At 71.7% G+C, this 24,344-nt stretch carries 21 protein-coding genes; 4 read left to right on the top strand and 17 right to left on the bottom strand.

Features of this window, described 5'->3' with window-relative positions:
• Positions 1–22: 22 nt before the first annotated feature.
• From OG417_RS06765 to glgX, 6 genes are all read right to left on the bottom strand, one after another.
• Entirely contained in the window at positions 23–211 is a 189-nt protein-coding gene (locus OG417_RS06765; RefSeq protein WP_329251293.1) for a hypothetical protein, read from the bottom strand.
• 122 nt (positions 212–333) lie between these two features.
• Positions 334–855 (bottom strand): hypothetical protein, encoded by a 522-nt coding sequence (locus OG417_RS06760; protein WP_329251291.1) that lies wholly within the window; start codon positions 853–855, stop codon positions 334–336.
• Positions 856–1,332 (bottom strand): hypothetical protein, encoded by a 477-nt coding sequence (locus tag OG417_RS06755; protein WP_329251288.1) that lies wholly within the window; start codon positions 1,330–1,332, stop codon positions 856–858.
• A 149-nt stretch (positions 1,333–1,481) separates the two neighbouring features.
• On the bottom strand, positions 1,482–3,185 hold the full coding sequence (treZ, locus tag OG417_RS06750) for a malto-oligosyltrehalose trehalohydrolase (protein WP_329251286.1): 1,704 nt from the start codon (positions 3,183–3,185) through the stop codon (positions 1,482–1,484).
• Positions 3,182–5,464: a malto-oligosyltrehalose synthase gene (gene treY / locus OG417_RS06745; protein WP_329251283.1), complete on the bottom strand. Its 2,283-nt coding sequence runs from the start codon at positions 5,462–5,464 to the stop codon at positions 3,182–3,184. The genes treZ and treY overlap by 4 nt, the downstream gene beginning before the upstream one ends.
• Positions 5,457–7,541: a glycogen debranching protein GlgX gene (gene glgX / locus OG417_RS06740; protein ID WP_329251280.1), complete on the bottom strand. Its 2,085-nt coding sequence runs from the start codon at positions 7,539–7,541 to the stop codon at positions 5,457–5,459. Before glgX ends, treY begins: the two co-directional genes overlap by 8 nt.
• A 155-nt stretch (positions 7,542–7,696) precedes the next feature.
• Here glgX and OG417_RS06735 point away from each other — a divergent pair, with 155 nt between their 5' ends.
• Positions 7,697–8,161, top strand: coding sequence for an RNA polymerase sigma factor (locus OG417_RS06735; protein ID WP_329251278.1), 465 nt, complete (start codon positions 7,697–7,699; stop codon positions 8,159–8,161).
• Here the strand turns inward: OG417_RS06735 and OG417_RS06730 are convergent.
• Entirely contained in the window at positions 8,138–9,214 is a 1,077-nt protein-coding gene (locus OG417_RS06730; protein ID WP_329251275.1) for an RNA-guided endonuclease InsQ/TnpB family protein, read from the bottom strand. The genes OG417_RS06735 and OG417_RS06730 overlap by 24 nt on opposite strands.
• 494 nt (positions 9,215–9,708) lie before the next feature.
• Between OG417_RS06730 and OG417_RS06725 the strand changes: the two genes are divergently transcribed.
• Complete coding sequence (locus OG417_RS06725; protein WP_329251273.1) at positions 9,709–9,903, top strand: (2Fe-2S)-binding protein; 195 nt, start codon at positions 9,709–9,711, stop codon at positions 9,901–9,903.
• 67 nt (positions 9,904–9,970) lie between these two features.
• On the top strand, positions 9,971–10,459 hold the full coding sequence (gene bfr, locus OG417_RS06720; protein ID WP_329251271.1) for a bacterioferritin: 489 nt from the start codon (positions 9,971–9,973) through the stop codon (positions 10,457–10,459).
• 124 nt (positions 10,460–10,583) lie between these two features.
• On the opposite strand, the gene OG417_RS06715 is transcribed toward bfr, so the two are convergent.
• The 7 genes from OG417_RS06715 to OG417_RS06685 form a co-directional block, all read right to left on the bottom strand.
• Positions 10,584–11,798, bottom strand: coding sequence for a protein kinase domain-containing protein (locus OG417_RS06715; RefSeq protein WP_329251269.1), 1,215 nt, complete (start codon positions 11,796–11,798; stop codon positions 10,584–10,586).
• Between the two features lie 88 nt (positions 11,799–11,886).
• Positions 11,887–12,519 carry an MBL fold metallo-hydrolase gene (locus OG417_RS06710; RefSeq protein WP_329251267.1) on the bottom strand — a complete coding sequence of 211 codons (633 nt, stop codon included), beginning with the start codon at positions 12,517–12,519 and terminating at the stop codon, positions 11,887–11,889.
• Positions 12,516–13,601 (bottom strand): S-(hydroxymethyl)mycothiol dehydrogenase, encoded by a 1,086-nt coding sequence (locus OG417_RS06705; RefSeq protein ID WP_329251264.1) that lies wholly within the window; start codon positions 13,599–13,601, stop codon positions 12,516–12,518. The genes OG417_RS06710 and OG417_RS06705 overlap by 4 nt, the downstream gene beginning before the upstream one ends.
• A 53-nt stretch (positions 13,602–13,654) precedes the next feature.
• Complete coding sequence (locus OG417_RS06700; protein WP_329251262.1) at positions 13,655–14,539, bottom strand: NUDIX hydrolase; 885 nt, start codon at positions 14,537–14,539, stop codon at positions 13,655–13,657.
• Positions 14,532–16,601: an RNA degradosome polyphosphate kinase gene (locus OG417_RS06695; RefSeq protein ID WP_329251259.1), complete on the bottom strand. Its 2,070-nt coding sequence runs from the start codon at positions 16,599–16,601 to the stop codon at positions 14,532–14,534. Before OG417_RS06695 ends, OG417_RS06700 begins: the two co-directional genes overlap by 8 nt.
• Positions 16,602–16,679: 78 nt before the next feature.
• Positions 16,680–17,594 carry a hydroxymethylglutaryl-CoA lyase gene (locus OG417_RS06690; protein WP_329251257.1) on the bottom strand — a complete coding sequence of 305 codons (915 nt, stop codon included), beginning with the start codon at positions 17,592–17,594 and terminating at the stop codon, positions 16,680–16,682.
• Between the two features lie 100 nt (positions 17,595–17,694).
• Positions 17,695–19,050 carry an MFS transporter gene (locus tag OG417_RS06685; RefSeq protein WP_329251255.1) on the bottom strand — a complete coding sequence of 452 codons (1,356 nt, stop codon included), beginning with the start codon at positions 19,048–19,050 and terminating at the stop codon, positions 17,695–17,697.
• Between the two features lie 89 nt (positions 19,051–19,139).
• On the opposite strand from OG417_RS06685, the gene OG417_RS06680 reads away from it, so the two are divergent.
• A complete protein-coding gene (locus tag OG417_RS06680) occupies positions 19,140–20,024 on the top strand; it encodes a LysR family transcriptional regulator (RefSeq protein WP_329251254.1) in 885 nt (294 codons plus the stop codon).
• A 202-nt stretch (positions 20,025–20,226) separates the two neighbouring features.
• On the opposite strand, the gene OG417_RS06675 is transcribed toward OG417_RS06680, so the two are convergent.
• The 3 genes from OG417_RS06675 to OG417_RS06665 all read right to left on the bottom strand — a co-directional run bounded on the left by OG417_RS06675 (position 20,227) and on the right by OG417_RS06665 (position 24,330).
• Positions 20,227–21,711, bottom strand: a complete 1,485-nt coding sequence (locus tag OG417_RS06675; protein ID WP_329251252.1) for a tetratricopeptide repeat protein — start codon at positions 21,709–21,711, stop codon at positions 20,227–20,229.
• A gap of 53 nt (positions 21,712–21,764) precedes the next feature.
• On the bottom strand, positions 21,765–23,258 hold the full coding sequence (locus tag OG417_RS06670) for an SEL1-like repeat protein (protein WP_329251249.1): 1,494 nt from the start codon (positions 23,256–23,258) through the stop codon (positions 21,765–21,767).
• Between the two features lie 100 nt (positions 23,259–23,358).
• Positions 23,359–24,330 (bottom strand): adenylate/guanylate cyclase domain-containing protein, encoded by a 972-nt coding sequence (locus tag OG417_RS06665; RefSeq protein WP_329251246.1) that lies wholly within the window; start codon positions 24,328–24,330, stop codon positions 23,359–23,361.
• Positions 24,331–24,344 lie beyond the last annotated feature (14 nt).

Raw genomic sequence — 24,344 nt, 5'->3', positions numbered from 1 at the left:
GGCGGCCTATGTCCGGGTGAGTTCAGAACTCGTCCCGGTCGGTGCGGTTCCATCGGGACACGATGCGGTCCGTGACGTGCCAGCTCGCGTAGGCCGCCAGAATGGCGGCCAGGACGGCGGCGACGACACCGACGAACGGCCGGATGTCGGCGGTGAGGACCGCGCTTCGCGCCAGCATGACGGCGGGGACCTCGAACAATCCGTTGGGCACGGTCTCTCCTCGGGGGGCCGGCAGGAGTGGAGGGCGGGCCCGCGTCACGGCACGGCACACGCGAAGCGCGAGGCTACCAGGAGCCGGCCATAAAAACAGACATATAGCTCATTAACCGCATATCACCGGGGCAGCGCCAGGTTGGCGACGGAGCGGCTCCCGTCCGCGCCGGTCAGGGTCACCGTGACGGACGCCGGCTTCTTCCCGCTCGTGGAGTAGAAGACGTAGGGCTCGACCACGGCCGAGCCGGGGGCGAAGTCGTGGCCCGTCGCCCACTGCCGCACGATCCCGTGGGTACCCCCCTTGGTGTCGATGAGGACGAGCGGCTGCGGGTCGGTGGCCTCCAGGTGGCTCGGCGCCCGCCCCGTGTTCGTGACGACGAGCTGGACGATGACGAGTTCCGAACCGGGCGGGGCGTCCTGCGCCATGCGCCCGTCGACGAAGTAGTGCTTCGCTATCCGCGCGGAACGGATCCGGACCAGGAAGCTCGTCCGGTCGTTGTGGACCGTCCCGGCCGCCACGGGCACCGGCAGGCCCGTCGCGGCCGGTGACGGTGAGGCGGCCGGGCGCGGTGCGGACCCAGCCGGGGGCGATCCGGCACAACCGGCGACGAGCAGGACGGTGGTGAGGGCGAGAGTGCGCATCTAGCTCTCGCAGGTGGCGACGATGTGGTGGGCGTAGCCCTCCGGGTCGGTGCCGGCCTTCTCGGCGGCGGCGACCGACACGAGGAACTCCCGCACCTCGTGCGTGTCCGCCGGCAGGATTCCCTCGTCGGCCAGCCGGCGGTAGGCCTTCCACAGCCTGCCCCCGTCGGCCAGGTCGGCGTCGATGGTGGCCGCCGTGATCGGGCGCCGCTTCTTCCGGTAGGCCGACACGTACATTCCGGCGGCCGGGGGCAGCCACTCGGTGTCGCCGCACCAGGGCTGGGCCGCACCGGCGACGGCCGCAGCCGGGGCGTCCTCGGCCGGAACCTCGCCCGGCGAGGCGCCGGCGCCGGCCGGGGCGCGCCCGCCTCCGCATCCGGCGAGCCCGGCCAGAACGGCCGTGAAGGCCGCGACGACGGCGAGTGACCGGATCAAGGGGCGGGCCGTCGAAGAACGCCCCGCATTCTCACTGGACAACGGATATCTCCTGTTACGTGACCTGGTGCGCTACAAGAGACGTCCATGGCGGAGTGTCCGGTTACCCGGCTGTTGATCCTTTACCAGTACGTGATGCGGCGGCTCCGGCCGGATGACGTGCGCGCCGCGGGCCGAGGTCGCCCGCCGACTCAATCCATGCGCAGGATCGCGAGGGACTCACCGGGCAGCTCGCCGCCGGGGCGTACGCCGGGTGCGGAGGCGAGGAGCAGCGCGCCGTCCGGCAGCCGTACGGGATCTCCGCCCAGGTTGGCGGCGACCCGCACCGAGCCCCGGTAGACGACGATCCACGACTCGTCGTGCTCCACCTCGACCTCGGTCAGCCGTGCGTCGGTCAGCTCCGGGCAGGAGCGGCGCAGCGCGATCAGCTCCCGGTACCAGTCCAGCAGATCGCGGTGCCCGGCCCGCGACGGCTCCGTCCAGTCGAGCACGGACCGGCGGTACGTCTCGGGGTCCTGCGGATCGGGCACGTCCTCCGACGCCCATCCGTGCGTGGCGAACTCGCGCCGCCGCCCCTCGCTCACCGCGCGGGCCAGGTCCGGCTCCTGGTGGTCGGTGAAGAAACGCCACGGCGTGGTGGCGCCCCACTCCTCCCCCATGAACAGCATCGGCGTGAACGGCGAGGTGAGGAGCAGCCCGGCGCCGACCTTGAGCAGGTCCGGCGACAGCGTCGCGGAGATCCGGTCGCCGGTGGCGCGGTTGCCGACCTGGTCGTGGTTCTGCAGGAACGCGGCGAACCGATGGCCGGGGGTGCGCAGCCGGTCCACCGGACGGCCGTGGGAACGGCCGCGGAAGGTCGACCACGTGCCGTCGTGGAAGAACGCGCCGCGCAGCGTCTTGGCCAGGGCGCCCATCGAGCCGAAGTCGCAGTAGTAGCCCTGCCGCTCGCCGGTGAGCGCCGCGTGCAGGGCGTGGTGGAAGTCGTCGTTCCACTGGGCGTTCAGGCCGTACCCGCCGGCCTCGCGCGAGGTGACCAGCCGCGGGTCGCCCAGGTCGGACTCGGCGACGACGAACAGCTCCCGGCCCGTCGCGGCCCGCAGCGCGTCCACCGCGACGGCCAGCTCCTCCAGGATGTGCAGCGCCCGTTCGTCGCTCAGCGCGTGCACGGCGTCGAGCCGCAGCCCGTCCAGGTGGTAGTCGCGCAGCCACATCAGGGCGTTCTCGACGATGAACGCGCGCACCTCGTCGGACCCGGGCCGGTCGAGGTTGACCGCCGGTCCCCAGGGCGTCCGGTGGGCCTCGGTGAAGTACGGCCCGTACTCGCCCAGGTAGTTGCCGCTGGGCCCGAGGTGGTTGTAGACGACGTCGAGGACGACCGCCAGCCCGCGCCGGTGGCAGGCGTCGACGAAGCGCTTGAGCCCGTCCGGCCCGCCGTACGGGTCGTGCACGGCCCACAGGTGCACGCCGTCGTACCCCCAGCCGTGCCGGCCCGGGAAGGCCGCGACCGGCATCAGCTCCACGGCGTCGACGCCCAGCGCGACCAGGTGGTCCAAGCGCTCGACGGCGGCGTCGAACGTGCCGCCCGGCGTGAAGGTTCCGACGTGCAGCTCGTACAGGACGCCGCCGGCGAGCGGTCGCCCGCGCCACGCGCCGTCGGTCCAGGCGAACGCGCCGTGGTCGTAGGCCCGGCTCAAACCGTGCACCCCGTCCGGCTGCCACCGCGACCGCGGGTCGGGAAACGGCCCTCTCCCGTCGATCACGAACCCGTAGTCCTCGCCCTCGGCCTCGGCGGTCCACCAGCCCCGCCGTACGGGCGAGGGGGCCATGGCGTGGCGGCGGCCACCGGTCTCCACCTCGACGTTCGCGGCGTCCGGCGCCCACACCTCGTGCCTCATCCGGCCTCGACCAGGAGTGCGACGGGGAGCATGCCGAGCAGGCCCGTGAGCGGCGCCGGCGAGACGTACGACTGGCCGGTGAGCAGGTCGCGCCAGGGACCGCCGGGCAGCGGCAGATGCGTGTCGTCCCAGCCGCCGCGGGCGTCGAGGCCGGCGGGCAGCCGGGTCACCACCGTGGTGGCGCCGCCGCGGCGGAACGCCAGGGCGTGCTCGGCCGCCGGCCCCTGGGCGGCGAGCGGTTCGTGGCCGCCGGAGAACCACTCGGGGTGCTCGTCCCGCAGCCGCAGGGCGCGCGAGGTGACGAGCAGCTTCTCCCCGCCGAGGTCCGCCGGCACCGTCCCGGCGTCCAGGTCGGCGAGCAGTTCGCGGCGGCGCACGTAGTCCACCGGACGCCGGTTGTCCGGGTCGACCAGCGACAGCCCGGCGAGTTCGCAGCCCTGGTACACGTCGGGCACGCCCGGCATGGTGAGCTGCACGAGCTTCTGGGACAGGGAGTTCGCCCGCGCGTACGGCGCGAGCAGCGCCACGAACCCCTCGATGTCGTCGGCGAGCTCCGGGTCGGCGAGGACGGCGTCCACGTGGGCGAGCACCGCCTCCTCGTACGCGGGGTCGCCGTCCACCCAGGCCGTGCGCGTCTTGGCCTCCCGCATGGCCTTGGTCAGGTACCCCTTGAGCCGCTGCCCGGACAGCGGCCACGCCCCCACGATCGTCTGCCACATCAGGTAGTCCAGGTCGGGGTCGAGGGGGCTCTCGGGCGCCCGGGCGCGCCACCGCCCGACCGCCTCGGCCCAGTCGCCGGGCAGCTCGCTGAGCACGGCCAGCCGCGCGCGTACGTCCTCCTGCCGCTTCGTGTCGTGTGTCGACAGCGTGGTCATCGTGCCGGGCCGCCGGGCCGCGACCTCCGCGCAGTACGCGTGGAACTCCTCGGGCGGCACCGAGAACCGCACGGGGTCGCCGCCGACCTCGTTCAGCGCCGCGAGCCGGGACCAGCGGTAGAACGCCGTGTCCTCCACGCCCTTGGCCATCATCGGCGCGGACGTCTGCTGGAACCGGACGACGAACTCGTCACGCAGCGCGTCGCGGCCCGCCAGTCCGAGCAGCAGCGGGACCACCCGGTCGAGCAGCTCGCCGTCCGGCAGCGCGGCGCGGGCCCCGGCGGCGGCCTGGGCGACGATCTCCAGGTCGCGCGCTGACGGCTCCTCGCCCGGCACCACGTACGTGCGGTAGACGGGCATCGCGACGAGCAGCTCGACGAGCGCCCGGCGCAGCGCCGCCGGGTCGTCGCCGGGCAGAATCTCGGCGAGCAGGCCGGCGAGCCGGTCGACCTCGGGCACGAGCAGGCGCTCGGCCGCGTACCGGCGGGCCTCCCTCTCGACCGTCTCGAAGTCGCCGGGGCCGCCGGTGAGGGCGGTGTACGCCTCGGTCAGCGGCCCCTCGCCCGCCGGGTCCTGGAACAGCCCGCCGACCATGCCGAGGGCGTCGTAGCCGGTGGTGCCCGCGCACGGCCAGTCCTCGGGGAGCCGTTCGTCGGTGATGAGGATCTTCTCGGCGACGATCCAGGTGCCGGGCCTCGCGCGGCCGGAGAGCCGGCGCAGGTAGCCGCGCGGGTCGGCCAGACCGTCCGGGTGGTCGATGCGCAGACCGTCGATCAGCCCCTTGCGCAGCAGCCGCAGCGGCAGCGCGTGCGTGCGGTCGAAGACCTCCGGATCCTCCGGGCGCAGCCCGATGAGCGTGGAGACGTCGAAGAAGCGCCGGTAGTTCGGCTCGGTGTCGCGCCAGTATCCGAGGCGGTAGCGGCCGCCGCGCGGGAAGACGTGGTCGTGGTAGCGGACGACGTCGCCGTCGCTCTCGGGCTCGTCCTCCGGCGAGCCGAGCACCGGCAGCACGACCGCCCCTTCGGACCAGTCGATGTCGAACCACCGCGCGTACGGCGAGTCCGGGCCGTGGCGCAGGACGTCCCAGAACGCCGGGTTGAGCGTCTCCGGCGCCGGGATGGCCATGTGGTTGGGCACGAGGTCGATCACGATGCCCAGGCCGTGCTCGCGCAGGCGGGCGGCCATCTCGCGGAACGCGTCGTCACCGCCCAGGTCCTCCGCGAGGCGGGAGTGGTCGACGACGTCGTACCCGTGCGCGGAGCCCGGAGCGGCCTGGAGGATCGGCGACAGGTACACGTGGGAGACGCCGAGGGCGGCCAGGTAGCCGGCCAGCTCGGCGGCCTCGGCGAACCCGAACCCCCTCCTGAGCTGCAACCGGTACGTCGCGGTCGGCACCTTAGACACGTTGGAGCACCTGGATCGAGCGTGCCTCGACCAACGGTTTGTCGCCTGTCATCGGCGCGGTCTCCTCGTCTTCGAGCATGAAGCTGGTGGTGGTGTCGATCACCGTCGTCCACAGCCCCCGGTGCGCCTCGGGCACGGTGAACGTCAGGTCGCGGTCGGAGGCGTTGATCAGCAGGAGGAACGAGGCGTCCTGCACCGGCTCGCCGCGGCGGTCCGGCTCGGTGATCGCGTCGCCGTTCAGGAAGATCGTGACCGCCTTGGCGTACGCGGTCTGCCAGTCACCGTCCGTCATGGACCCGCCCTCGGGGGTGAACCACTGGACGTTGTCCCCGGAGGGGAACCGGCGGCGGCGGAAGACCGGGTGCTCGCGGCGCAGCGTGGTGAGCCGCCGGACGAACTCCCGCAGCGCGCCGCTCTCCGGCCGGTCGGTCCAGTCGACCCAGGTCAGCTCGTTGTCCTGGCAGTAGGCGTTGTTGTTGCCGCGCTGCGTACGGCCGAGCTCGTCGCCGTGCGAGATCATCGGCACACCCTGCGACAGCAGGAGCGTGGCCAGGAAGTTGCGCTTCTGCCGTTCGCGCACCGCGAGAATGTCGGCGTCGCCGGTCTCCCCCTCGGCGCCGTGGTTCCACGAGCGGTTGTCGTCGGTGCCGTCGCGGTTGTCCTCGCCGTTGGCCTCGTTGTGCTTGTGGTCGTAGGAGACCAGGTCGTGCAGCGTGAAGCCGTCGTGGCAGGTGACGAAGTTGATCGAGGCGAGCGGCCGGCGGCCGTCGTCGGCGTACAGGTCGCTGGAGCCGGTGAACCTGCGCGCGAACTCCGGCAGCATCCCGTCGGTGCCGCGCCAGAAGTCGCGGATCGAGTCGCGGTACTTGCCGTTCCACTCGGTCCACAGCGGGGGGAAGTTGCCGACCTGGTAGCCGCCCTCGCCGACGTCCCACGGCTCGGCGATCAGCTTGACCTGGGAGACGACCGGGTCCTGCTGCACCAGATCGAAGAAGGCGGACAGCCGGTCCACGGCGTGCAGTTCGCGCGCCAGCGTCGAGGCGAGGTCGAAACGGAAGCCGTCCACGTGCATCTCGGTCACCCAGTAGCGCAGCGAGTCCATGATCAGCTGAAGCGCGTGCGGGTGCTGGACGTTGATGCTGTTGCCGGTGCCGGTGGTGTCCATGTAGTACCGCGGGTCGCCGTCGACGAGCCGGTAGTAGCTGCGGTTGTCGATGCCGCGGAACCCCAGCGTGGGCCCGAGGTGGTTGCCCTCGGCGGTGTGGTTGTAGACCACGTCGAGGATCACCTCGATCCCCGCCTGGTGCAGGGTCCGCACCATCAGCTTGAACTCCTGTACCTGCTCGCCGCGCGAACCGCTCGCCGCGTACCCGTTGTGCGGGGCGAAGAAGGCGAGGCTGTTGTAGCCCCAGTAGTTGGTGAGGCCGCGCTGGAGCAGCGCGTCGTCGTGCACGAACTGGTGGACCGGCATCAGCTCGATCGCGGTGACGCCGAGCCCCCGCAGGTAGTCGATCATCACCGGGTGCGCCAGGGCCGCGAACGTGCCGCGCTCCGCCTCGGGGATCTCCGGATGCCGCCGGGTCAGGCCCTTCACGTGGGCCTCGTAGACCACCGTCTCGTGGTACGGCGTGCGCGGCGCGCGGTCGTCGCCCCAGTCGAAGTACGGGTTGACCACGATGCTCTTGGGCACGTACGGGGCGCTGTCGTCGTCGTTGCGCACGCCCGGATCGGCGAAGCGGTAGGCGAACAGCGCCTCGTTCCACTCCACGTCGCCCTCGACCGCCTTGGCGTACGGGTCGAGCAGCAGCTTGGCGGAGTTACAGCGCAGCCCCTGGGCCGGGTCGTAGGGGCCGTGCACCCGGAAGCCGTACCGCTGGCCGGGGCCGACCCAGGGCACGTAGCCGTGCCAGACGGAGCCGTCGAGCTCGGTGAGGGGGATTCGGGTCTCCTCGCCGGCGTCGTCGAACAGGCAGAGCTCGATCCTGTCGGCGGCCTCGGAGAAGACGGAGAAGTTCGTGCCCGCGCCGTCATAGGTGGCCCCCAAGGGATAGGGGTCACCTGGCCAAATACGCATCACATCGGTCCATTTCCCCCAAGTGATCGACTCAACCCCGCCCGGGGGGACGCGCTCGCGGCTCCTCCCGGAACTCCGGGGGCCGTTCCTCGACCGACCATGTGTGAGATAGACCACAGGAACTCGATGGTGCGGGCGGACAGGCGGTGTGTGTGGAGATGAGTATGCGTGCCCGTGTCAACGCCGGGGACCCGGATGCGTTCCGAGAGCTGTTTCGACGAGCACGTTCGCTCGGTCTACAACCCGACTACGCCGAGGCCGCCGAAGCGCTCGGCGTGCCGGTCGGCGCGGTGCGTTCCCGGCTGTCCAGAGCACGCAAGAGGCTCAACAAGCTCGTCACCGCCGGAAGACTTCGGCCACCCGAAGGAGATCGGGAACCGCACGCCGGCGTCCTCACGTCCCTTCGAGCTGTCCGATCGCCGGTTCACCCTCGCCGAGATCAAGGGCGACCCGTCCACCGCGACGCTGCTCGCCGAAAGCACCACCGCGGATGGGAAGTACGGGGCGACGACCTACGTCAACTTGACTCGGCCCTGAAGGGCCGGGTTTGGAGGTGGCGCCCGGCCGGCTGCTGGGTGGGCTTCTCCGTTCAGCCACCGCTATGGGGTGGCAGGGACGCGTGACTCACGCCCCGCGGTCCACGCAGCTTCGCCTTTGCGGGCGATGTTGTGGGAGGCGTTGCGGTCGGCGTGGGCAACGACCCCGCAGTTCCGGCAGATGAAGACCGATTGGCTTGCCCGGTTCTTGTCGTTGATGTGGCCGCACTCGCTGCATTGCTGTGAGGTGTAGGCGGGATCGACGAAGACCACGGGAACGCCGGCTCGTTTGGCCTTGTAGGCGATGAAGTCGGTGAGCTGGGCGAAGGCCCAGGAGTGCAGCGCGACCCGTTGGGGCTTGCGGAGCCGTACCCTCTGCCGGATTCCCTTGAGGTCTTCTAGGGCGATTCCGGATGAGGTGCGTTCAGCCTCGGTCACGATCGTCTTGGCGATGATGTGGTTCTGGTTCGCCGCATGACGCTTCTCGCTCCGGCTGCGTTTCTTCAGCAGCCGCTTGGCGGACTTGGTCCGCTTCTTCTGGAGCTTGCGGCGCAGTTCGAGCTGCCGCCTGCGGTGCCGGTTGAGTCCCCGCCCGGCGGCCTGGTAACCGGTGGCGATGGCGGCGATGCCCAGGTCCACGCCGATGAACCGGCCGGGCTCGTACGGCTCGGCCTCGGATACCTCACAGGTGGCGATCAGATAGAACACCCCGTCACGCCGGACCAGATCGGATTCACCCTGCCGGTGCTCCTGCAGCGTCTTGAACGCACCCGCCGAGCAGACGAACCGGACGTTCTTCACCCGGCCCTCGACCGTCCACACCGACACGGTCCCGGCGTCGTACCGCCACGACAAGCACCGGTCATCGTAGGGTTGCGCGGCCTCGGGGCGGAAGACGATCGGCTTGGTCTCGGCCTTGAGACGGCGGCGAGAGCCCGGCCTGCCGAGATTCCCCGCACCGAGGTTCGCCTTCAACGTCGTGTAGGCGTCACGGACCTTCTTGATGACATGCTGGGCGGCCTGCGCCCCCAGGCCCCGGGACTTCAGCTCCGCATAGGTGTGCTTACGCAACTCGTACACGTGCGGCACACCGCGCTCGAACGCCACGGCCGATACCCAGTTCGCCGCCTCGTTGACCACGCGCAGGGTCCGCTCAAGCGCCAGCGCCTGACCGGCGGCATGAGTTCGACCTGCACCACGACCTTCACAGCCAGTACCGGTAGCGTTCTCTGTGTCACACAGGAGGGGAATCTCCCGATAAACACCGGGCAACAGCGTCGCCTACACCTCGCACATACACTTGGTTTCCCGCGCACCCCAGCACCGGTCCAGGCGGCGCTAGCGCGCCGCACTCGAGGAAGCGATTCCTCTCGGCCCTAAAGGACCAGGGTTCCTCGCTACATCATGCTGAAGGCCGGCTGGACCAACGAGGCCCCCAACCCCCTTCCGGTCCCTGACCGCCATGGGCTCGACGGCCCCGCGTCCGCCCGCGGCGCGGGGCCGCGTCGCGCGAACAGGCTTTGTGACGTACGCTACATCGCATCTGACCAGCGAAGATTGGCCAAAGCCCGGGTCCGTGCGTTAGCTTAGGGGAGCCTTACCTAATCGCCTCGTCCCCCGGAGGTTCCCCCGCCATGTACGTCTGTGTCTGCCACGCCGTCACCGAGGACGTCGTGCGTGAGCACATGGCGGCCGGGGCCTGTACGGCCAAGGAGGTCCGGGCGGCGTGCGGCATGCGGCCGGGCTGCGGCTCGTGCGTCAACCGCATCTGCGCGATGCTCAGGGATACCCCGGCGGAGCCCGAGGAGGCCGTCGACGCGGCCGCCTGACGCCTGATCAGCGCGCGTGGCGGGGCATTGCCCGCGCTTTGCCGTGCGCGTGCCACGATTGGGAGACATGGAAGGCGACACCGACGTCATCAACCTGCTCAACGAGCAGTTGACGGCCGAGCTCACGGCGATCAACCAGTACTTCCTGCACTCGAAGATGCAGGAGCACTGGGGGTACACCGCGCTGGCTGAGCACACCAGGGCCGAGTCGTTCGATGAGATGCGGCACGCGGAGACCCTCACCGACCGCCTGCTCATGCTGTCGGCGCTGCCCAACTACCAGCGGATCAACCCGCTGCGCATCGGCCAGACGGTTCCCGAGCAGATCCGCTCGGACCTGGCCATCGAGATGGAGGCCGTCGGCCGGCTGCGCCCCGGCATCGAGCTGATGCGCTCACGGGGCGACGTCACCTCGGCGCGCATCTTCGAGCACATCCTCGAGGACGAAGAGGAGCACGTCGACTACCTGGAGACCGAGCTGGAACTGCTGGAAGCGCTCGGCGAACAGCTCTACCTCCAGCGCTACGCCACACCCCGCGAGGCGAACGACGACTGAGCCGCGCCGGCGAGGCGGATCGACCTCGACCCGGACCCGGCGGTCAGAGCCGCGACCAGGCCGGAGACAATCCCGGCCCGCCTAAGGCGCGTCGTCGGCCGCCGGTGAAGTAGAGGAGCGCCGCCTAGAAGATCAGGCCCAGGAGGCCGAGCAACGTCATGACGACGCCGCCGATCCACGCCACCCTGGCCCGCGTGTCCGGCCGTCCCTGGGCGCGGAATCTCTTCTGGGCGACGAGGCCGAGCACGATCGCCGCCGGCGGGAGGAGAACCCAGCACACGATGCCGATGTTCGACAGAACCTCGGGCCTACCGGGCCCTGACTGCTGCTCTGAGTGGCCCGTGTCATGACCTGGAGGGCCTGGAGGCGGCGGCTGAGGCGACGGCACGGTCGGGGCGATCGGGGCGATCGGGACCGCGGAGGGAATACCGCGGCCGGCCGGCCGAGCGGCCGGAGCGCCCTCGGCCGCCGGCCGGGTGACGCCGATGGCGTCGGGCGCCACCCTGGGAGCGGGGGCGCCGTCGGTCGCGAGCACGGCGGCCTGCATCTCGGCCGCGTCGGCGTAGCGGTCCTCCGGGCGCTTGGCCAGCGCCCGCATGACGACCTCGTCCCAGGCGGGCGGCAGATCGGGGCGCCGGGCGGACGGCGGCTGGGGTGTCTGGCGAATGTGCTGCAACAGCACGGCGGTGGGCGTCTCGGCCGTGAGCGGCGGGCGGCCGGTGAGTAGTTCGTACAGCATGCAGCCGACCGCGTATATGTCCGACTTCGCGTCCGCGCCATGGCCTTCGGCCTGTTCGGGCGACATGTAGAGGGCCGTGCCGACCATATGGCCGGTGGCGGTGAGGCGCGTGGCGGTATCGGCCATGAGCTTGGCGATACCGAAGTCCAGAATCTTCACGCGCGGGCGGGAGCCGCGCAGATCGACCATCACGTTGGCGGGCTTGATGTCCCGGTGCACGATGCCGTTGCGGTGGCTGTGCTCCAACGCGTCGAGAACGTTGGCGATGATCGTGCGGACCTGGTCCAGGGGCAGGGGCCCGGCCGCGATCACCTCGTTCAGGGGGGTGCCGTCAACGTACTCCATGACCAGGTAGGGAACCGGCTGACCGTCGGCGGTGTCCTCCCCGATGTCATGCATGACCGCGATGGATCCGTGGCTGAGCGCCGCGGCGGTCCGTCCCTCCCGGCGGAACCGCGCACGGAAGTCCGGCTGCCGGAGCAACTCTGGCGGAAGCAGCTTGACGGCGACCGTACGCCCAAGCTCGCGGTCGAGGCCCTTGTGTACGACGCCCATGCCACCACGCCCCAGCGTCGTGTGCAGCTCGTACCTACCCGCCAATACCCGCACAGGATCCCCTGCCATGAATTTGTCTACATTCGACGTAAGAATGGCATTTCTTCCCGGCGATCTTACAAGAAGTAAGGGCTTAACGTCCTCTGGAAACCCATTCTTCGAAGTGCGGCGCCTCATCGCCGATCGTCGTGCTGTCGCCGTGGCCGGTCCGTACGACGGTGTCCGGCGGGAGGGTCAGCAGGCGGTCGCGGATCGAGTCGATGATCACGCCGAAGTCGGAGTAGGAACGGCCCGTCGCGCCCGGGCCGCCGTTGAACAGCGTGTCGCCGGTGAAGACCGTGCCCAGGTCCGGGGCGTAGAGGCAGACCGCGCCCGGGGCGTGGCCCGGCGTGTGCAGCACCCGCAGGGTCGTGCCGGCCACGGTCAGCTCGTCGCCGTCCGCGAGGCCGCGGTCCGGCTCGCGGTCGGGGTAGGTCATGCGCCACAGCACCATGTCGTCCGGGTGCAGCAGGATCGGCGCGCCCGTACGGTCGGCCAGCTCGGCCGCGGCGTCGATGTGGTCGTCGTGGGCGTGGGTCGAGACGATCGCGGTCAGGCGGCGGTCGCCGACCGCGGCGGCGATCGCGTCGGCGTCGTGCGCGGCGTCGATGACGAGCACCTCGCGGTCGTCGCCGACCAGCCACACGTTGTTGTCGACGTCCCAGGTGCCGCCGTCCAGGCTGAACGTGCCGGAGGTGACGAGGTGACCGATCGCCGTGTCGCTCACAGGGTCACCACCGAGCGCAGCACCTCTCCGCGCTCCATCTTGGCGAACGCCTCCTCGACGTCGTCCAGGCCGATCGTCTCGGAGACGAAGCCGTCGAGGTCGAGCCGGCCCTGGAGGTACAGGTCGACGAGCATCGGGAAGTCGCGGGAGGGCAGGCAGTCGCCGTACCAGGAGGACTTCAGCGCCCCGCCGCGGCCGAACACCTCCAGCAGCGGCAGCTCGATCTTCATCTCGGGGGTCGGCACGCCGACGAGGACGACCGTGCCGGCCAGGTCGCGGGCGTAGAACGCCTGCTCGTACGTCTCGGGGCGGCCGATGGCCTCGACCACCACGTCGGCGCCGTTGCCACCGGTCAGCGCGCGGATCGCCTCGACCGGATCGGTCTCGCGGGAGTTCACGGTGTCGGTGGCGCCGAAGCCGCGGGCCCACTCCAGCTTCCGGTCGTCGATGTCGACGGCGATGATCTTCGCGGCGCCGGCCAGGCGTGCCCCGGCGATCGCGGCGTCGCCGACACCGCCGCAGCCGATGACCGCGACCGAGTCGCCCCGCGTCACGCCGCCGGTGTTGATCGCCGCGCCGAGGCCGGCCATGACGCCGCAGCCCAGCAGCCCGGCCGCGGCGGGCGAGGCGGCGGGGTTCACCTTGGTGCACTGGCCCGCGTGCACGAGGGTCTTCTCGGCGAACGCGCCGATGCCGAGGGCGGGTGAGAGCTCGGTGCCGTCGGTCAGCGTCATCTTCTGTGCGGCGTTGTGCGTCGCGAAGCAGTACCAGGGACGGCCGCGCAGACAGGCGCGGCACTGCCCGCAGACCGCGCGCCAGTTGAGGATGACGAAGTCGCCCGGCGCGACGTCGGTGACGCCCTCGCCGACCGCCTCGACCACACCGGCGGCCTCGTGGCCGAGCAGGAACGGGAACTCGTCGTTGATGCCGCCCTCGCGGTAGTGCAGGTCGGTGTGGCACACGCCGCAGGACCGGACCTCGACCAGCGCCTCGCCGGGCCCCGGGTCGGGGACGACGATCGTCTCGATGGCGACCTGCGCTCCCTTGGAACGCGCGACGACCCCTCGCACCTCGTGCGGCATCCGATCACACACCCTTTCGTCCGCCGATGATGTACGAGAAGTATCACATCGCCTTAGAAGCGGTGCCGCTCCGCGGAGACGAGCGCGCCGTCGGCGACGTGCAGCACCCAGAAGCCGCCCTTGGGCAGCCGGGGATCCTCCGGCGCGGGCGCGCCGAGCGTCTCGCAGGCGCGCTCGACCAGTTCGGGCACCAGCTCGCCGTGGGTGCAGACGAGCGCCGCGACGCCCTCGCCGATGAGCCGGGCGAACCGGCCGCCCGCCTCCTTCGAGGCGCCCATCGGCGTACCCATCGAGAACGCCCAGTCGGTACGGATGTCGGTGCTCATCCGCGCGGCGTACGGCAGCACGGTCTCCACGCACCGCGCGGTCGCGGAGCTGAACACCCGGGCCGGGCCGTACGCCGCCAGCGTCTCGGCCAGCGCGGCGGCCCCGGCACGACCGCGCTCGTCGAGGGGCCGCAGCCCGTCGTCGCCGTCCCACGCGCGCTTGTCACCGGCCGAGGTGTGCCGCAGCACGATGTACGGCGTGGTCCGGCTGGGGCCGGAGGCGAACTCGCGCAGCAGGTCGGCGTCGTGCTCGTAGCTCAGCCGCCGCTCGGCCTCGGACACCGGCAGCCACTCGACCCGGTCGATCTCCTCATTCGGGCGGAAGTCGCCGCCGTCTCCGGTGGCCGCCCAGTAGTCGACGCGCTTGGGCCGACGCTCCTTCTCGTACTCGCGCGCGGGCAGGCGGCGGCCCAGGACCGGCCGGACGCCGCTCTCCTCCCAGACCTCGCGTACGGCCGTACGGAGGACGTGCTCGCCGTCCTTGGCCTTGCCCTTGGGAAAGGACCAGTCGTCGTACCTGGGCCGGTGGACCAGCGCGACCTCGGGACCGCTCTCTCCGGGCCGCCACAGGACGGCGCCCGCCGCCCGGATCGGGTCGGGGCCATCACCCATCGACGGTCCTCCATCGCCGCGTCCGCATGAGGTGGGTCTGGATGTGCGTGGAGCCCCCGTGCCGGGTCCAGTCGCCGTCTTCGTTCAGCAGCCAGCACTGGGTGTCCATGCCCATCGCCAGGTCGAAGCGGCCCAGCAGGTCCGCGCAGTGGTTCCGGTCGGTGACGCGGACGAGGACCTCGACGCGGCGGTCGAGGTTGCGGTGCATGAGGTCGGCGCTGCCGATCCACACCTCCGGCTCGCCGCCGTTCTCGAAGGCGTAGATGCGCGAGTGCTCCAGGAAGCGGCCGAGGACGCTGCGCACCTGGATCGTCTCCGACAGCCCGCTCACGCCGGGCCGCAGCGCGCAGATGCCACGCACCCAGATGTCGATCGGCACGCCCGCCTGCGACGCGCGGTACAGCGCGTCGATGATCACTTCGTCCACGAGGGCGTTGCACTTGAAGCGGATGCGCGCCGGCCGCCCTCGCAGCTGGTTGTCGGTCTCCCGCTCGATGCGGCTCACCAGGCCGGCGCGCAGGGAGTACGGCGCGACCAGGAGCCGCCGGTACTCGGTGTCACGCGTGTAGCCGGTGAGGTGGTTGAACAGGTCCGTGACGTCCTCGCCCACCTGCGGGTCGGCGGTGAGCAGGCCGTAGTCCTCGTAGATGCGGGCGGTTTTGGGGTTGTAGTTGCCGGTGCCGATGTGGCAGTAGCGGCGCAGGGTCCCGTCGGACTCCTCGCGGACGACCAGGGCCAGCTTGCAGTGCGTCTTGAGGCCGACGAAGCCGTAGACGACGTGGCAGCCGGCCTGCTCCAGCTTGCGTGCCCAGGTGATGTTGGCGCGCTCGTCGAACCGCGCCTTGATCTCCACCACCACGACGACCTGCTTGCCCGCCTCGGCCGCGTCGATGAGCGCGTCGATGATCGGCGAGTCGCCGCTCGTCCGGTAGAGCGTCTGCTTGATCGCCAGCACCTGCGGGTCGGCGGCGGCGTCCTCGATGAGCCGCTCGACGCTCGTCGTGAACGAGTCGTACGGGTGGTGCACGAGCACGTCGTGGTCGCGCAGTGTGGCGAAGATGTCGGTGTCGTGCGGGAGGGCCGCCTCCGAGGGCACGAACGGCGGGTACTTCAGCTCGCTGCGGTCCAGGTCGGCGATCGCGTCGAGGCCGCCGAGGTCGAGCGGGCCGGGCACCCGGTAGACCGAGCTCTCGTCCAGGCCGAGCTCGGTGGTCAGCAGTTCGAGCACCTCCGGGGTGATCGACTCCTCGACCTCCAGCCGGACGACCGGGCCGAAGCGGCGGCGCAGCAGTTCGCGCTCCAGCGCCTGGAGGAGGTTCTCCGCGATGTCCTCGTCCACCTCGAGATCCTGGTTGCGGGTGACGCGGAACGCGTGGTGCTCGAGGATCTCGGTGCCGGTGAACAGCTGCGGGAGGTTCTCGGCGATCACGTCCTCGAGCGGGACGAACCGCGACGGCGACGCCTCCAGGAACCTCGGCAGCAGCGGCGGCACCTTGACCCGGGCGAAGAGCGTCTCCTCGGTCTCGGGGTCGCGGACGACGACGGCGAGGTTGAGCGACAGGCCGGAGATGTAGGGGAACGGGTGCGCCGGATCGACGACGAGTGGCGTGAGCACGGGGTAGATCCGCCGCCGGAACAGGCGGTGGAGCTCCTCCTTCTCGGTGTCGGCCAGCTCGTCCCAGCGCAGGATCTCGATGCCCTCCTTGGCGAGGGCGGGCAGGATCTCGTCGTGGAAGCAGGCGGCGTGCCGGAGCATCAGCTCGTGGGCGACCTCGGAGGTGCGGGCGAGCACCTCGCGCGGCTGCCGGCCGCTCGCGGTCTGCACGGCGATCCCGGTGGCCATGCGCCGGGTCAGCCCGGCGACCCGGACCATGAAGAACTCGTCCAGATTGCTGGCGAAGATCGAGAGGAAGCGGACGCGTTCGAGCAGGGGCAGATCGGGGTCGCCGGCCAGGTCCAGCACACGCTGGTTGAACCGCAGCCAGCTCTCCTCGCGATCAAGAAACCGGTCTTCGGGGAACTCGCCTTCCACTTCGGAGAATTGTCCGGCTTCGACACTCATGACAGATATGCTCCCCGTCCAATCTGAACTTGAAGCCAACGGGGGCTTACCTTCCTGCTACCCAGGCGGCCCGATCGCTCAGGGAGAGATCGTGCGGCTCCGGGGGCCCGCGCGCAGCACCTGTGAGGGCAACCTGTGGCCGACCATCGTCTCCGCCCGGGCGGCGACGTCGATGAGGGCATCGAGGTCGACGCCCGTGGCCACGCCCATGTCCTCCACCATGTGAACCAGTTCTTCGGACGCGATGTTCCCGGTCGCCCCGGGGGCGTAGGGGCAACCGCCCAGGCCACCGACGCTGGCGTCGAAGTCGGCCACGCCCAGCTGGAGCGCCGCGAGCACGTTCGCGAGGCCCGTGCCCCGGGTGTTGTGGAAGTGCAGGTTGAGCGAGGTCTCGGGGTTGGCCATGCGGAACTCCCCGACCAGCCGGGTCACGCGCGACGGAGTCGCCATGCCGGTCGTGTCGCCGAACGAGGCGCTGTCCGCCCCGTCGCGCACCGCCCGCGTGGCGGTCGCGACGACCCGCTCGACCGGCACGTCACCCTCGTACGGGCAGCCCCACGCGGTGGAGACGATCACCTGGCAGGCGGCGCCACGGCCGTGCGCGAGATCGATGATCTTGGTGATGTCGTCGAGCGACTCCTCGGTGGAGCGACCCACGTTCTTGCGGTTGTGCGTGTCGGAGGCCGAGACCACGACCTCCAGCTCGGTGAAGCCGGCGTCCAGCGCGCGCTCGGCGCCACGGAGGTTGGGCACCAGGGCCGAGTAGCGTACGTCGCCGGCGCGCCGCACCCGGCTCCACACCTCGTCGGCGTCCGCCATCTGCGGGATCGCCCTCGGATGCACGAACGACACGGCCTCGATGCGGCCGACGCCGGTGCCCGACAGGGCGTCGATCAGCTCGACCTTCGCCTCAGTCGGCACCGGCTCCTCGTTCTGCAGACCGTCACGGGGCCCCACCTCGCGCAGCGAGATCCGGTCGGGCAGGTCGCTCATGTAGCACCTCCTGCCGCCAAATCTAACCCGCGCCCCCCGGTCGCGCGGAAACGCGTGTGAGGGGGCCCCTCACCCCGCCTTGACGGGGTGAGGGGCCCCCTCACACCCTGCGGGCTCGGCCGCCGGCGCGGGCGAACCAAGTCCCCGCCGCCAGGCACACCGCGGCGGCGAGGAGCAGAGCGTACGCTGCCCCGTGCCCGTACAGACCGCCCATGGCGGCGACCCCGAGCGTCGCCCCGGTCTGGCGTACGGCGTTCAGCGTCCCGCCCGCCGCGCCGGCCGTCCCCTCCGGCGCGACGTCGAGGATGGCCGCGACCAGCGAGGGCAGCACGAACGAGACGCCGAACCCGGTCAGCAGCAGCCCGGCGGCGAGCACGGCGTACCCGGCCCCGGCGGCGACCGCCCAGCCGAGCGCGGCACCGCCCAGCGTCAGCAGCGCCATCCCCGCCAGGATCGGCGGACGGGGTCCCACCCGCGCGACGATCCGGCCGGTCACCGGCGGGTTCGCCACGAACGGCAGGGTGAGCGGCAGGAAGGCCAGCCCGCTGACGGCCGCGCCGAGGTGCCGCTGCTCCTGGAGCAGCAGCGGCAGCACGAACAGGCCACCGTTCAGGGCGAAGTTCACCGCCGCCCCGGCCGCCAGCCCGGCCCGTACCCCACCCGCGCGCAGCAGCACCCGGTCGAGCACCGGCGCCGCGCTGCGCCGCTCCAGGACGGCGAACCCGGCCGCAGCGAGCACCGTGGCCGCCCCGGACCCGGCCACGTGCGCCCAGGAGCGGGCGCCGGCGGCGATCAGCGCGTCGGTCAGCAGCGCCAGCACGGCGCAGGCGGCGAGCTGGGCCGCCCAGTCGATCCGCCGGTCACCGCGGGGGCAGTGCACCGCGGGCCCCGCGACCAGCGCGAGGACGGCCAGCGCGATCGGCACGTTCACCCAGAAGATCGCACGCCAGCCCACGAGGTCGACCAGCACGCCGCCGGCGATCGGGCCCGCCGCGACCGCGGCGCCGCTGACGGACGCCCAGACCGCGACGGCCCGCGTGCGCTCGGCCGGCACCGGGTAGAGCCGCGCGATCATCGCCATCGACGCCGGCACGCACGCCGCACCGGCGACGCCGAGCACGACCCGCAGCGCGATGAGGACGCCCAGCGCCGGAGCGAACGCCGACAGCAGCGCGCCGAGCCCGAACACCGCGACCGCGACGCGGAACACCCGGTGCGCCCCGTACCGGTCGGCCACGGCGCCCGCCGACAGCAGCAGCGCCCCGAACACCACGGTGTAGCCGGTCGTCGCCCACTGCAGGCCGGACACCGAGGTGTGCAGCGAGGCGGCCAGGTCCGGCTCGGCCACCGACAGCACGGTCATGTCGAGCAGCACCATGAAGTAGCCCAGAGCGATGCCGAAGAGCGCGAGCCCGTGCCCGGTCGTCTCCCGGGCGGGAGATCTCAGAGTGGTCATGCGCCCCACTGTCCGGATCGGGCCGCGAGTGCTCCACCGGCCCGTCCGCACGCCCGTTCGGAATTTCCGAACGCCACGGCGGGGTTGCGATGGCCATGGAGTTCCACCAGCTACGGATCTTCGAGGCCGTCGTACGCCACCGGACCGTGACCGACGCCGCCGTCGCGCTCGACCACGCGCCCTCCAGCGTGTCCGCGCAGATCCGCGCCCTGGAGCGGTCGCTCGGGGTGCCGCTGTTCGAGCGGACCCCGACGGGGATGCGCCCGACCGGGGCGGGCGAGCGGCTGCTGGTGTGGGCCCGCCGCCTCCTCGCCCAGGCCGAACAGGCACGCGCCGAGGTGGCCGGGCGGTCCCGGCAGGTACGGCTCGGCGCGCTGGAGACCATCGCCGCCACGTACGTGCCCCGCGTGCTGGCCCGGCTCGCCGAGCGCCGCCCCGGCGTCGAGGTCGAGGTACGCCCCAGCGTGAGCCGCGCCGACCTGCTGGCGGACGTCATCGCGGGGCGGCTGGAGGCGGCCCTGGTCCTGGACACCGGCGAGGCCCTCGGCGACCTGGGTTTCCCCACCCCGCCGGAGCCGCTGACCTTCCTCGACGTGGACGAGGTGCCGCTCGCCCTCGTCGCGGCCCCGCGCCACCCGCTGGCCGGGCGCGCCGGCCTGACCCCGGCCGACCTGGCGGAGGAACGCCTGCTCGTCAACGCCCCGAACTGCTCGTTCCTCATGGCCGCGGACCGGGTCGTGGGGCCCGGCCCGGAGCGCGTCTGGACCGGCGGTGTCCCGGTGATGCGTGCCTGGGCCGAGCAGGGCCTCGGCGTGGCGCTGCTTCCGGAGTTCGCGGTGGCGTCCGCCCGCGACGCCGGCACCCTCACCCGGCTCGACCTGCCGGCCCCTGCGCTGAGCCTGCGTCTCGTCTGGCGCGGCGACCAGGAGGACGTCCCCGGCCTCCGTGACGTCCTCTACGCCGCCTGCGCGTGACCGGGGCTAGTGCGGTGACCACGAACGTTCACCGGGTCGGCGCCAGCGACTTCGCGAGTCCGACCCAGCATTGAATTGACTTAACGTATCCATTTGTTCACTCTAAGTTTCCGGTCCGCGTGTGGGCGGTGAGGAGTCGCTCGCCTCACGGCGAGGATCCACCCACGTCCTCCCGCAAGCCGGGAAACGTTAGTGGACCGCACTAGCGCTCGGACGTGATGGCCTTCACGAGCCCGTCGGAGGTGAACCCGACCGTGAGGGTGTGACCCTCCGGGAAGCGCCCCTGGATCACGTCCGGAGCCTCGGCGATCATCCCGCCATAGTGGGCGACGAGGCCCCGGACGACCCGGCGGGGATCGGACGGGAAGACCTCGACGGCCCTCATCACCAGGCCCGCGGCCTTGAGCGGGTCGTAGGCGGCGACGGGCAGCTCCGGGTCGTCGAGGTGGAGGTACACCGAGCCCCTGCCGTCGTTGATCCGGACGCTGTGGACACCGTTGCCGCCGAGCAGGGCTCCCGCGGCGATGGCCATCGTGGTCGCGGCCTGGTGCGGTTGCGGAAAGCCGGACAGGTTCAGGCGCCCGATCGTGAGTTCGGGGACGTCGTGGTCCCGGCCGTACTCGCGGATGGCCCGCAGCGGCTCGACGGAGGGATGGTCGTCGCCGTAGTGCTGGTTGGCCCACGCCCACAGCCAGGTCCGGTCCAGGTGCGAGAAGCTGCCGAGCAGCGTGACGCCGTGGTAGGTGCGGCCTCCGGTGGTCAGCGTCCGCTCATCGACGTCGAAGCTGACGTCGCCGTCGCCCAGGGCCTCGCCCAGCACGTCCTGCCGGTGGATCGCCGCGACCGAACCCTCGCTCGCGAACGCCTCGAACCGCGGGCTGTAGGCGCCGAGCCCGTACGGGACATTCCGCCAGAACATGGCCAGGTCCCGGTCGCCGCGCCCTTCGTACGACTCGGCGAGCACCCCGGCGGCGGTCGCGTCGCCGAACTCCTCCACCGCCCGCCGCAGCCACGTGGCGGCCGACTCCTGGTCGCCCTGGCGCCTGAACTCGACCGCGAGGCTGTAGGCGGCCTTGGGCTCGCCGAGGTCCGCGGCCCGCCGCCATGCCGCCACCTGCGCCTCTGTGTCGCCCTGATCCCGCCGGACGTGCCCGAGGTTGTACGCGGCGCCCGCGTTGCCCCGTTCGGCGGCACGCTCGTACCACTCCGCGGCCGTCGCGAGATCGCCCTTGCCGCCGTCGTCGTAGAGCCTGCCGAGGTTGAACGCGGCCTTGTCGGAGCCCAGCTCCCAGGCACGCCGGAAGAGGTCCATGGCGGCGGGCAGGTCCCCACGCTTCTCCAACAGCGCCGCGAGGTTGAGGGTTCCGCTTCGGTCACCGCCGTCGGCGGCCCGCCGGTACCACCGCTCGGCCTCGTCCTGGCCGCCCCGGCTCTCCTCCAGGTAACCCATCTCGAAGGCGGCGGCGGCCACGCCCTGCTCGGCGGCACGCCGGTACCAGGTCTCCGCCCCGGCGTCGTCACCGCGGTCGGCCAGGCCGTTGCCGAAGTGGTACGCGGCGACGGGATCTCCGGCCTCGAACGCCTGCCGGAACAACCCTTCGGCCTCCGCCCACCGGCCCTGACGCTCGGCCTCTCGCCCACGCTCACGGAGTCCGACCGCCGCGGGCGGGTACTGGTCATCGGTCATGCGGGAAATCTCCATGAGCGGTCATCGACTGGCATCTGAACGGATCGGAGGTGCTAGGACGGGTCATGCTTTGAGGTGATGCCGCCGACGAGCCCGTCGGAGGTGAACCCGACCGTGAGGGTGTGACCGTCCGGGAAGCGTCCCTGGATCACGTCCGGGCCCTCCGCGATCCGCGAGCCGTAGTGGGCGACGAGGCCCCGGACGACCCGGCGGGGATCGGACGGGAAGACCTCGACGGCCCTCATCACCAGGCCCGCGGCCTTGAGCGGGTCGTAGGCGGCGACGGGCAGCTCCGGGTCGTCGAGGTGGAAGTACGCCGAGCCCTGCCCGTCGTTGATCCCGCAGCTGTGCACGCCGTTGCCGCCCAGCAGCGCCCCCGCGGCGATCGCCATCGTGGTCCCGGCCTGGTGCGGATTCGGGAACCCGGAAAGGTCGAGGCGCCCGACCGTGAACTCGGCGATGCCGTGGTCCCGGCCGTACTCGCGGACGGCGCGCAGCGGCTCCACGGCCGGGTGGTCGTCCTGGTAGTGATCGTTGGCCCACGCCCACAGCCACGACCGGTCCAGGTGCGAGAAGCTGCCGAGCAGCGTGACGCCGTGGTAGGTGCGGCCCCCCGTGGTCAGCGTCCGCTCATCGACGTCGAAGCTGACGTCGCCGTCGCCCAGGGCCTCGCCCAGCACGTCCTGCCGGTGGATCGCCGCGACCGAACCCTCGCTCGCGAACGCCTCGAACTCCGGGCTGTAGGCGCCGAGCCCGTACGGGACATCCCGCCAGAACCGGGCCCGGTCCCGGTCGCCGTCCCTTTCGTAGATGTCGGCGAGCTTCCCGGCCGCCCCCGTGTGCGCGAAGTCCTCCACCGCCCGGCGCAGCCACACGACGGCCGATTCCTTGTCACCCTGCTGCCTGAATATCAGCCCGAGGCTGTAGGCGGCCTTGGGATGCTTGAGATCCGCGGCCCGCTGCCAGGCCTTCACCATCGCGGCTTCGTCGCCCTGGTCGCGCCGGACGTGCCCGAGGTTGTACGCGGCGCCGGCGTTTCCGCGTTCGGCCGCACGCTCGTACCACTCGGCGGCCAGCGCGAGGTCGCCCTTGCCGTCGTCATCGTGGATCTTGCCGATGTTGAACGCGGCCTTGTCCTCGCCGAGGTCCCAGGCACGGCGGTAGAGGTCCATGGCCTCGGGCAGGTCGCCCCGGTTCTCCAGGAGCACCCCCAGGTTGAGGATCCCGCTGCGGTGACCGCCGTCGGCGGCCTGCCGGTACAGCCGCTCGGCCTCGCCCAGGTCGCCCCGGCGCTGCTCCTCGTAGCCGATCTCGAAGGCGGCGGCGGGCACGCCCTGTTCGGCGGCGCGCCGGTACCATGCGTTCGCCCCGTCGCGGTCGCCATGGTCGAGCAGGCCGAGGCCGAGCTCGTACGCGGCGACGGGGTGCCCGGCCTCGAAAGCCTGACGGAACAGCGCCTCGGCCTCCGCCCACTGTCCTTCACGCTGCGCGGCCAGGGCGCGCTCACGCAGGTCGACCGCGGCGGGCGGGTACTGGGCGTCGGTCATACGAGAAGCCTCCACAGATGTCGGCGTGATGGGCGGATCGGGTATTCGATCATGACTACCGACGCGTGCGGCCGTGGCCGCGTTCCCGGCCGATCCGGATCTATCGGCGCCGGAGGACGTACGGCTGGACCATGCCGAGGCCGTGGGCGCGGCGGCGGGTGATGCGCTGCAGGTCGTACGCGTCGTCCTCGCGCAGCTCTCCGGCCATGTCCGCGTCGACCAGCGCCGTGCCCGGGCGGGCCATCGCGGTCAGCCGGCTGGCGAGGTTCACCGTGGTGCCGAACACGTCGCCGCGCAGCGGCAGCACCGGGCCGTACGCCATGCCGACCCGCACGTCGGGGATGCCCTCGTCCTCGCGTACCGCCTCCGCGACGGCCAGGCCGATCTCGGCACCGGTCCGTGCGGTGTCGGCGCTGAACAGCACTTCGTCGCCTAGGGTCTTCACGAGCCGCCCGCCGTGCTCGGCGACGACGTCCGAGGCCGTCTCCTCGAACCGCTCCACGAGCCGGGCCAGCTCGCGTTCGTCCAGGTCGCGGCTCGTACGGGTGAACGCGACCAGGTCGGCGAACCCGACGGCCGCCCGCGTCTGGAGCTCCTCGGTGCCCTGCGCGGCGAGCAGCCGTGCGCCGGCGGCGGCGAGCTGCCGGCGCCAGGCATGCGTGATCAGGGGTTCGAGATCGGCCAGGCGGCTCTCGGCGTTGGCCGTGATCACCCGCAGGGTCTCGGGGTCCGGTGGTTCGAGCGGGTCGGTCATCGTCTCGACGAGGATGTCGACCTGCCATTTCGCGAGCCGCGCCATGGTCTGCCCGACGGCGCGGGACATGCGGAGCGTGATCTCCTCGTCGAGCATGCCGCTGGCCCGCAGCCCGGCGACCCCGGCGAGCGCGGCCACGTCGCCCTCGGTGAAGGCGACCACGCCGTCGGGGACGTGCGGGAACCCCAGGGCGCGCCAGAGCCGCCGGGCGAACTCCTCCGACACCCCGGCGGCCTGGATCGCCTCCAGCCTGGTGTAGCGCAGCTCACCACCGAGGAGCAGCTCCTCAAGCCGACGCGGCCCCGGCAGTTCGCTCATCGCCTCGTGACCAC

It is taken from the genome of Actinoallomurus sp. NBC_01490, from assembly GCF_036227085.1.
Classification (GTDB): Bacteria; Actinomycetota; Actinomycetes; order Streptosporangiales; family Streptosporangiaceae; genus Actinoallomurus; species Actinoallomurus oryzae.
This window is presented reverse-complemented; position numbering and strand designations above follow the sequence as displayed.

Excerpts from the sequence above, each read along its gene's own strand:
- OG417_RS06760 (WP_329251291.1), bottom strand. The coding sequence starts at position 855 with ATGCGCACTCTCGCCCTCACCACCGTCCTGCTCGTCGCCGGTTGTGCC.
- treZ (WP_329251286.1), bottom strand. The coding sequence starts at position 3,185 with ATGAGGCACGAGGTGTGGGCGCCGGACGCCGCGAACGTCGAGGTGGAG.
- OG417_RS06735 (WP_329251278.1), top strand. The coding sequence starts at position 7,697 with ATGAGTATGCGTGCCCGTGTCAACGCCGGGGACCCGGATGCGTTCCGA.
- OG417_RS06725 (WP_329251273.1), top strand. The coding sequence starts at position 9,709 with ATGTACGTCTGTGTCTGCCACGCCGTCACCGAGGACGTCGTGCGTGAG.
- bfr (WP_329251271.1), top strand. The coding sequence starts at position 9,971 with ATGGAAGGCGACACCGACGTCATCAACCTGCTCAACGAGCAGTTGACG.
- OG417_RS06705 (WP_329251264.1), bottom strand. The coding sequence starts at position 13,601 with ATGCCGCACGAGGTGCGAGGGGTCGTCGCGCGTTCCAAGGGAGCGCAG.
- OG417_RS06700 (WP_329251262.1), bottom strand. The coding sequence starts at position 14,539 with ATGGGTGATGGCCCCGACCCGATCCGGGCGGCGGGCGCCGTCCTGTGG.
- OG417_RS06695 (WP_329251259.1), bottom strand. The coding sequence starts at position 16,601 with ATGAGTGTCGAAGCCGGACAATTCTCCGAAGTGGAAGGCGAGTTCCCC.
- OG417_RS06690 (WP_329251257.1), bottom strand. The coding sequence starts at position 17,594 with ATGAGCGACCTGCCCGACCGGATCTCGCTGCGCGAGGTGGGGCCCCGT.
- OG417_RS06685 (WP_329251255.1), bottom strand. The coding sequence starts at position 19,050 with ATGACCACTCTGAGATCTCCCGCCCGGGAGACGACCGGGCACGGGCTC.
- OG417_RS06680 (WP_329251254.1), top strand. The coding sequence starts at position 19,140 with ATGGCCATGGAGTTCCACCAGCTACGGATCTTCGAGGCCGTCGTACGC.
- OG417_RS06675 (WP_329251252.1), bottom strand. The coding sequence starts at position 21,711 with ATGACCGATGACCAGTACCCGCCCGCGGCGGTCGGACTCCGTGAGCGT.
- OG417_RS06670 (WP_329251249.1), bottom strand. The coding sequence starts at position 23,258 with ATGACCGACGCCCAGTACCCGCCCGCCGCGGTCGACCTGCGTGAGCGC.
- OG417_RS06665 (WP_329251246.1), bottom strand. The coding sequence starts at position 24,330 with ATGAGCGAACTGCCGGGGCCGCGTCGGCTTGAGGAGCTGCTCCTCGGT.